This window comes from Haliea atlantica (genome assembly GCF_054779855.1).
Window position 1 is genome coordinate 20,762 of the sequence record NZ_BAAGXL010000046.1, and the last position, 7,426, is coordinate 28,187.

Annotated in this window: 6 protein-coding genes; 2 read left to right on the forward strand and 4 right to left on the reverse strand. The window is 54.7% G+C overall.

Annotated elements, in window-relative coordinates:
* Positions 1-23 precede the first annotated feature (23 nt).
* Positions 24-3,377, forward strand: a complete 3,354-nt coding sequence (locus tag ACYVGS_RS18100) for an Lcl domain-containing protein (protein WP_460590094.1) — start codon at positions 24-26, stop codon at positions 3,375-3,377.
* A gap of 96 nt (positions 3,378-3,473) precedes the next feature.
* Here the strand turns inward: ACYVGS_RS18100 and ACYVGS_RS18105 are convergent, their stop codons facing one another.
* A complete protein-coding gene (locus tag ACYVGS_RS18105) occupies positions 3,474-4,391 on the reverse strand; it encodes an ArdC family protein (protein ID WP_460590095.1) in 918 nt (305 codons plus the stop codon).
* 1,049 nt (positions 4,392-5,440) lie between these two features.
* Here ACYVGS_RS18105 and ACYVGS_RS18110 point away from each other — a divergent pair.
* Positions 5,441-5,635 carry a hypothetical protein gene (locus ACYVGS_RS18110; protein WP_460590096.1) on the forward strand — a complete coding sequence of 65 codons (195 nt, stop codon included), beginning with the start codon at positions 5,441-5,443 and terminating at the stop codon, positions 5,633-5,635.
* Positions 5,636-5,661: 26 nt separating this feature from the next.
* On the opposite strand, the gene ACYVGS_RS18115 is transcribed toward ACYVGS_RS18110, so the two are convergent.
* The 3 genes from ACYVGS_RS18115 to ACYVGS_RS18125 form a co-directional block, all read right to left on the reverse strand.
* Complete coding sequence (locus ACYVGS_RS18115) at positions 5,662-5,973, reverse strand: hypothetical protein (RefSeq protein ID WP_460590097.1); 312 nt, start codon at positions 5,971-5,973, stop codon at positions 5,662-5,664.
* Between the two features lie 51 nt (positions 5,974-6,024).
* Positions 6,025-6,384 carry a DUF2958 domain-containing protein gene (locus ACYVGS_RS18120; protein ID WP_460590098.1) on the reverse strand — a complete coding sequence of 120 codons (360 nt, stop codon included), beginning with the start codon at positions 6,382-6,384 and terminating at the stop codon, positions 6,025-6,027.
* 561 nt (positions 6,385-6,945) lie between these two features.
* Positions 6,946-7,170, reverse strand: coding sequence for a DUF2188 domain-containing protein (locus ACYVGS_RS18125; RefSeq protein WP_460590099.1), 225 nt, complete (start codon positions 7,168-7,170; stop codon positions 6,946-6,948).
* Between the last annotated feature and the right edge of the window lie 256 nt (positions 7,171-7,426).

Sequence of the window (7,426 nt, forward strand, 5' to 3'; positions counted from 1 at the left end):
TTTCCCCCGACGGCGGCATAAGAATGTACACCACGGCAGCGGATGCACCTTTGACTTACACTTGGAATGACGGCACAACCAATTACACCGACATGTCGATGACAAATTGTACCGATGCCTCACCTGGCACGGCGGCAAGCTGTCAGACCGGCGAGGCCAACACCGCCTTTCTGGTCGGTTCCACGGGCGAGCCGGATTACCCGTTTGCGGCGGCGGAACATTGCGCCGGTCTGTCGGCGCATGGCTATAATGACTGGTATCTGCCGGCGCAGGATGAGCTGAACATTCTCCACACCAACAAGAACACAGGCGATCTGAACGGCACATTTGACGAAACGGGTTCGTTTCCCACCGGGTACTACTGGTCTTCCTCGGAGAGCGCTATCAACAATGCGCGGAACCAGAGATTCAGCGATGGCACCCAGCCCACCAGCTACGGTAAGTCCAGCAGCCTCGCTGTACGCTGCATTCGCAAGAGTACCCAGGCTGCAACCTCGTCGGATTGCACAAACCCATCCCGTGCGGAAAGCAAGCTCATTTACAACAAAGACCACCGGGTCGTACAGGGATGCGCCAAGGGTGTCTGGAAAGCGTTCGGCAAGGTCGGGGGCTACGGAGCGCCGGGCACCGGTTGTTCGAATCCCACAGGACTCCCGGGTGCCCTGGTTTACAACAGCTCGAACCGGGTCATGCAATACTGCGACAACGCCAATTGGGTGGCGATCGGAAAGCAGCCTGAAGACCTCACGCCCGCCGCGTTTGCCTTCACCGACCAGACCGGCGTCTCTACCTCAACGCTCACGAATTCGAATATCGTACATATCACGAGCATAGATAATACAACCACGGTGTCCTTAACCGGCGACGGCAGCCCGGAATACCGGGTCTGCAATGATGCCTCCTGCTCCAGCGTAGATCATACATGGAGTAGCAGTGCCGGCAGTATAGACGATGGCCAATACTTGCAGCTGCGCCTGACCAGCAGCGCTGCTGAAACAGCAACAAACAGCGCTGTAGTATATGTCGGAATTGCCAGTGGGCAGTGGAACGTCACTACCGGCGATTTCACGCCGGCAGCATTCAGTTTCACCGACCAGACCGATGCTGCCTTATCGACTCTAATCATATCGAATATCGTACAGATCAGCGATATAGATCCTGATGCATCTGTATCCATCAGCGGTGACGGCAGCCCGGAATACCGGGTTTGCAATGATGGCACCTGTTCCAGTATTGACCAGACCTGGAGGAGTAGCGCAGGCAGCATCGGCAATGGGCAATACCTGCAACTACGACTCACCAGTAACGCCTCTCCCACTGTCACAAACAGCGCCACAGCATTGGTGGGAAGCGGAAGCGATCAGTGGGACGTGACATCGACGAATCCTTGTGCCGGATTGGGCGATTCCAGAGTTGCCAATAGCACAACTGGCCATTGTTATTACCGCGTGAATAATGGAACAGACTGGATGAGCGCGATGAATGCCTGTGCAGCTGATGGAGCGCATTTGGTCACATTTGTTGATCAGACTGAGAACGATTATGTCGTAAGCAATCTCGGATCCGGGGCCTGGATTGGAGGCAGCGATGTGCTTTCAGAAGGTGATTGGGTTTGGTATGGCGGCGAAAACGATAATGCCCAGTTTTGGCTAGGAGATGCAGATGGTAGTGCGCAAAATACTCTCTACACAAATTGGGATCTCAACGAGCCTGGCAATTCAGGAAATGAAGATTGCCTTAAGTTAGTATCCGGCGGGCCGGAGTGGAACGATGATTCTTGTCGCGACAGCAACGATTATATCTGCGAGATTGATTCTTACGGGAGCGGTACGTTGTTCGATATGACCCCCGATCCATTTAGCTTCACCAACGTGGCTGGTGTGACGCCAGATTACAGATATCAAGAGTCGAATATCGTGCAGATAACAGGCATTGATGCTGCCATAGTCTCCGGCGGCGCGTATGATGATAAGGAATATCGTATATGTTCTGATGCGACCTGCTCCGCAAACCCCGGCTGGCATAGTGCCGGCCAGAGCATTACAAGTAATGAATATCTGCAACTTCGTGTGAGAACGGCTACGACTGGCAGTAAAACCTTTACAGTTAATGTTGGTGATTATTCTGCGGACTGGGAAGTTACCTCGCGTAGTCTATGTCCTGATCCAGATATCGGTGTCTATGCAACACACGAATATGGTGTTGACAATATCACCTTGGAGATCAACGACAATAACTCAAAACTTGTACTCTCATCTTATGAAGGAAACAGTAACCCCGCTTCATGGGTGATTTCAGGCCCCAGTACGCCTAGTTCCTTAACCGCCGTTAGTTATAACAAGGCGGATGTAAGTGGTTTCTCTTGGACTAATTATTTCAACTACTCACCGGACAACAATATCGCGTTGGCAGGCTGTGGCGACCGCCCGGGGACAATGGGTGAAGCAGCGGAATGGGCAGCCTGTGTGTATAGCGTCAGCGTCGATGACGTCTGCATCATTGATGTTGAGGATAATATGACTTATCAAATTGGAACGCCACCTGATTGGACTCCTAATAACTTTAGCTTTACTGATCAGTCGCTCGTTTCCACTTCGACGTTAATCGAATCGAATATTGAGAGAATTGACGGAATAGATAATGGTGTTCCGGTTTCTATTTCCGGTGATGGTAATCCGGAATACAGAATTTGTGCTGACAGTTTTTGCTCAGCGGTTAATCATCCGTGGGCTAGCAGCAGCGGCTCCATAGATGATAATGAGTATCTGCAACTGCGCTTAACTAGCAACGCTTCATTTGAAGTATCCCATACCGCCAAAATTACAGTAGGAACGAGCGAAAAATACTGGAAGGTTACGACAGGAACATTTGACTCTTCTTGTAAGTCAGGAGCAATAGCGCCAGGTGACGCCTGTGATGATGGTTCAATATATGCTGGGATTAGCCCAGATGGCGATGTTCCCATGTATACAACACCTTCAGATCAAAGCTCTGCAGCTTATTGGGGAGCTAATGCTTTTTACACTGATTCAACTTCTTCAATAACCGGAGAATCTAATACCGCTGATGTATATGCTCATGTCATGGCGGGAGATGGGAACGCGAACCCAGGCGATGGCTTTACACCAAATGCGTTTGTTTTATGCTCCGAGTTGACGGATTATGGACATAATGATTGGTACTTGCCCGCATCAGAAGAGCTGAGAGTACTCCATAATAATAGATTTGACATCGGAGGCTTCGCCTTCGACTACTACTGGTCATCTAGAGAGGCTAGTTCTGGTTTTTATACAGCGATGCGGGTTTATATGCAAGATGGTAATCCATTTCAGGACGACAAGGATCAAACTAATTATGTCCGCTGTGTTCGTAAATGATGACTCGCCTTCTTTATCCACTTTTCTAGATGAAAAAGCATATGGAAATTGGTTTGACTTGGTTAACGCAAGCTAAGGGAGATTGAGGAAGCCGCATCAAGCGGCTTCTCCGTTTTTTGCGGCCCGGTACTGGAGGCCGTGCAGGTAATTCACCGCCTTCTGGGCGTAGGCGGCGGCGCGGAAGATGGCGCGCTTGTCGTTTTTTAGGACTTTGAGCCAGGAAGCGATATAGGCGCTGTGATCTTCGCGGTCTTCCAGCGTCAGGCCGAGATCGGCGCAGATAAACGCGGCTCCCAGCTCGGCGACCAGCTCTTCCTGGGCGTAGCCTTCATCGCCCCACCGCTTGCGCCCGAAGCTCCGATCCAGCCGATCCGGGTGCCGCGTCCAGTGGGTGATTTCATGGGCGAGTGTCGCATAGTAGCTTTCCGCATCTTTGAAGGCCTCGATATAGGGCAGCTGCACGTAGTCGGGGCCGACGGCGTAGTAAGCCTGGTTGCCGCCGTTTTGAATGAGCGCCCCGGTCGCGGCGAAGAACTTATCGGCATGGTCGATCCGCTCTACCGCCGGGCCTGCCGGTGCGGGCCGGTCATAGTATTCGGCGGGAAGCCCTTCGATCTGCTCGACATTAAAGACGGTGTAGCCTTTCATGTAGGGGATCTCGAATTCGACTTCCTCGCCTTCGTCGTCTTCTTCGGTGCGGGTCAGCTTATTGGCGTAAACTACCAGCGAGCCTTTCTGGCCTTTGAGTACATGGCCGCCCAGTTCTTTGGCCTGGCGAAAGGTCATCCAGGTCGGCGCTGAGAAGCCCTGATCCACCGCGCTGCCCCACAGGGAGAGGATGTTGATGCCCTGATAGGGCTGGCCGTTATGGCGTTTGGGGAGCTGGATATTGCCGGCGGCGTTTTCGGCGCTCCAGGGTTTTGTCCAGCTTTTCACGCCTGTTTCGAGATCGGCAATAATGCGATCCGTGATGCGGGTATAGACATCTTTGCGGCTTGTGTTTGCGTTTGACATGACAAGTCTCCTTTTCGGTTTATTGCGAGAGTGCAACCCGGGGAGGACTTGCCGGTGGAAATGAGAGGCACGGTCAAGGGGGGGCGGCGCGGCCCGCAGGCGCAGCCGAGGACACGGGCCCTTGACCGGGCCTCGCCACCGGCTATAACGCCCCGCATCTCTCGCACGGAACCGAAAAGGAAGAAGACGCCGGCATAAACGCAGGGTTAAACACAAGCCGCAATGATGCTCCCGCCGTAACAAGCACCGCGCCGGTCTCTATCCGGGAAAAGCTGGATAATGGAGTGCCTGCCGTCGCCCCCTGCTCACCGCCATAACGGGCTGACCGGGCAGATATCCGTGAGTGGGGCATTGGATCAGGGCTGGATCGTCATGGATGAAGCGTAGATCAGGCCTTGGCGGCCAGGCTCGCAAGGAAGGATCGCCGGTTTGCGCCTTGGCCCGCACCGATGACGAATGCGGAATCGAATGATCCCCGGAATGGATGCGCCGGCTTCGGGCAGATCGATCCCGCCACCTGACCGGCCCGGCAGGCACCGTGCCGCCTGAGACCACCCCGATATCGCTGCGCACCGGCTCATTCTCATGGCAACCGGGACACCAGGAGGCCCCGCGCCGTGCGCCATTGCTGCCCGGCGGCCTTGTACCAGCGGAGATCTGCGCGGCTCTCGTCCCATCCCACCGGAATCGGCTCATCACCCGGAGCGCAGGAGCGTCAGGACGCCCGTGCGGCGATGATATGCCCTGGGGGCCAGCCTGTAGGCGCTATCCTGTCGCCATCTGATCTGGTGGCTTTCGAAAATCACGCATAGCGCCCGAAGTCCTGCTCATAACCTCCAAACGACAACCCGGATGACCGCCGTGCGCCCTTTCAAGACCGTTTATGGCTGCATGGCGATTGGGCTGCAAGGGGCAAGCCCTCCTGCACTTGATCGTTTCGGCCCTTCCCTGCGGGTGACGGGTGCATTGGCGCCAATATCCATGAGCCTTGAGACGGCCTCCATGAAAGGCCGCGGCGGTCGCGGCCTGCCGCAAAAATGGAGGTTACGATGACACTTCGCACGATATTCGAACTGGCAGCCCGCAGCGATGACGAACTACGCCTGCTCTACAAGCAGGTATTGCTGGAACTCGCGCTCCTGGAGGTGACCACCGGCAAAAAGCTGGAACGCGATAAGCGGGACGCGCAGGCAACCCTGCAAAACATCCGCCGGGTCATCGGCGCAAGGCCGCCAGGGCCTTGAGCCCCGGCCGGCCGGGAGCTGGCCATTCAGGCCAGCTCCCTTTTCAGTAGTTTAACGACCTCGTCCGGCAGGTATGTGCTTGGATCGTCATATCCGAACTGCACTTTGGGATCGTCATGGGGTATCAGCTCTTTGCCGTCCTTCTTAATCGAAACAATGACGCTGTTGTGCCCTCCCCATTCTTCGGTTTGGACATCGTAACCCGCTTCAACGAGAGCCTCTTCCACCTGCCAGAGTTCGTTTTCGCTGGCGCCATCCATAAAGCCATACTTTTGGAAGGCTTCTTCCCACGACCAGTAATATTCGCTTCCGCAGCAATCACATTTTGTTAAGGGCATTATTCTTCTCCTTGTATTGTAAGTGACATCCATGTCTGTTTACCGATCACATCAGGCTTTGATGTGACCGGCGGCGCGGGCGTCCTCGGCGTAGGCCGAGAGCGTTTTCTGTGGAGCGAAGTGCCGATCCCGCTCGGCAGGAAGCCCGAGAGCGCCGCGTACCGACTCGATCTCCGAGATGCGGACACAGCCCATTTCCGGGAAGCCCATGCCCAGATCACAAAGCCCGAAGGCGATGTCGGTATCGAAGGGATCCAGCTCGGTCAGCAGCCAGGTGCAGTTCGCATCCGGGGTGAAGATCTTGACGACGGGATAGAAATCCGCGAAGGCTTTCCCCTCTTCTGCCAGCGCGACCTGAAGACGGCCATTGCGCAGAAGCTGCTCGTGGATAGTTTTGGTCAGTAGTTTCATTGTCTTGTCTCCTTTTCGTTTCCTTAAGACGCGAGACGAAAAGGCCGGGCGTACAAGCCGGGGGATCACCGAAGGGAAACGGACAACACGGGCCTCCGCCGAACAGGCGGTGGCTGGCGCGGGCAGGCCGTTGATCCCCCGGCGCGCATGGCCAGGATCGCGCTAAGACTTAAGGAAACGGAAAAAAGGAGACAAAGACACTGAATGACCAATTTCAGCCATCTACGGGCGGGCATAACGGCAGTGGATCAGACAGCTAAGTCGGGAAGAAAAAAATCAGCGGGGCGGGCGTCAAGGATTGTCGTGAACACCGGATACTGACGCTACCACCTGACTGACGAATAGTACCCGGGCCGGAAGGAGCCAAAGGGCGCAGCGATCCTGTCGGAGATTTCACGGGGAGCGTTCCCCAGCCAAAGAAGCCCCGCCTATCAGGATGCGAAATCCAGACTGCGCTGCAAACTGGCAGGAATGAAGGATAAATACCGGAAAAGCCCCGGGCGGGATAGCATCTACGGGGCTATAGCGCAGAAAGGCAAGCGCGCCTGACCTTGCTGGCACTTAACCCGGCGTTCTTCGGGGGTCTTTGCTCCTGGGATAGGTGCGTTCTTCCTGAATTTTCCCGTCTTCCTTATGGATTTTGACCGACCCGCCGACTTTCTTCATATACTCACTGGTTTCACTGATGATCTCTTTCTTGGTATCAGCGACTTTGGAAGCCCGCTTTGCGCCTTCCTTCGTCAGCTTCCACTTTTCGCCGTCTTTGGTCACGTGGTAATTGTCCATGTCTTGCTCCCGAACGATGTTGCCAGTATGAAACGAATAGTGAACATCACAGTCTTATGAAAAGCAACAAATGCAAGCTGAATCCATTGCGTCTTTTAGCCAGCTCCGGGCAGTATCCACTGGTTTACTGCTTCCCACAGTGCGGCCAAGCCTTCCGGCCGTACAGACATGAAGGGCCGCCCCCTCAAAATAAAAGGTTCTTCGTCATTTCATGTGGATTTCAGGATCGAGCCCGCAGGGCTGGCAATCAGGTAGA

Coding starts and splice junctions, on each gene's coding strand:
- ACYVGS_RS18120 (WP_460590098.1), bottom strand. CDS start 6,384: ATGAAACTACTGACCAAAACTATCCACGAGCAGCTTCTGCGCAATGGC.
- ACYVGS_RS18125 (WP_460590099.1), bottom strand. CDS start 7,170: ATGGACAATTACCACGTGACCAAAGACGGCGAAAAGTGGAAGCTGACG.
- ACYVGS_RS18115 (WP_460590097.1), bottom strand. CDS start 5,973: ATGCCCTTAACAAAATGTGATTGCTGCGGAAGCGAATATTACTGGTCG.
- ACYVGS_RS18110 (WP_460590096.1), top strand. CDS start 5,441: ATGACACTTCGCACGATATTCGAACTGGCAGCCCGCAGCGATGACGAA.
- ACYVGS_RS18105 (WP_460590095.1), bottom strand. CDS start 4,391: ATGTCAAACGCAAACACAAGCCGCAAAGATGTCTATACCCGCATCACG.
- ACYVGS_RS18100 (WP_460590094.1), top strand. CDS start 24: ATGTACACCACGGCAGCGGATGCACCTTTGACTTACACTTGGAATGAC.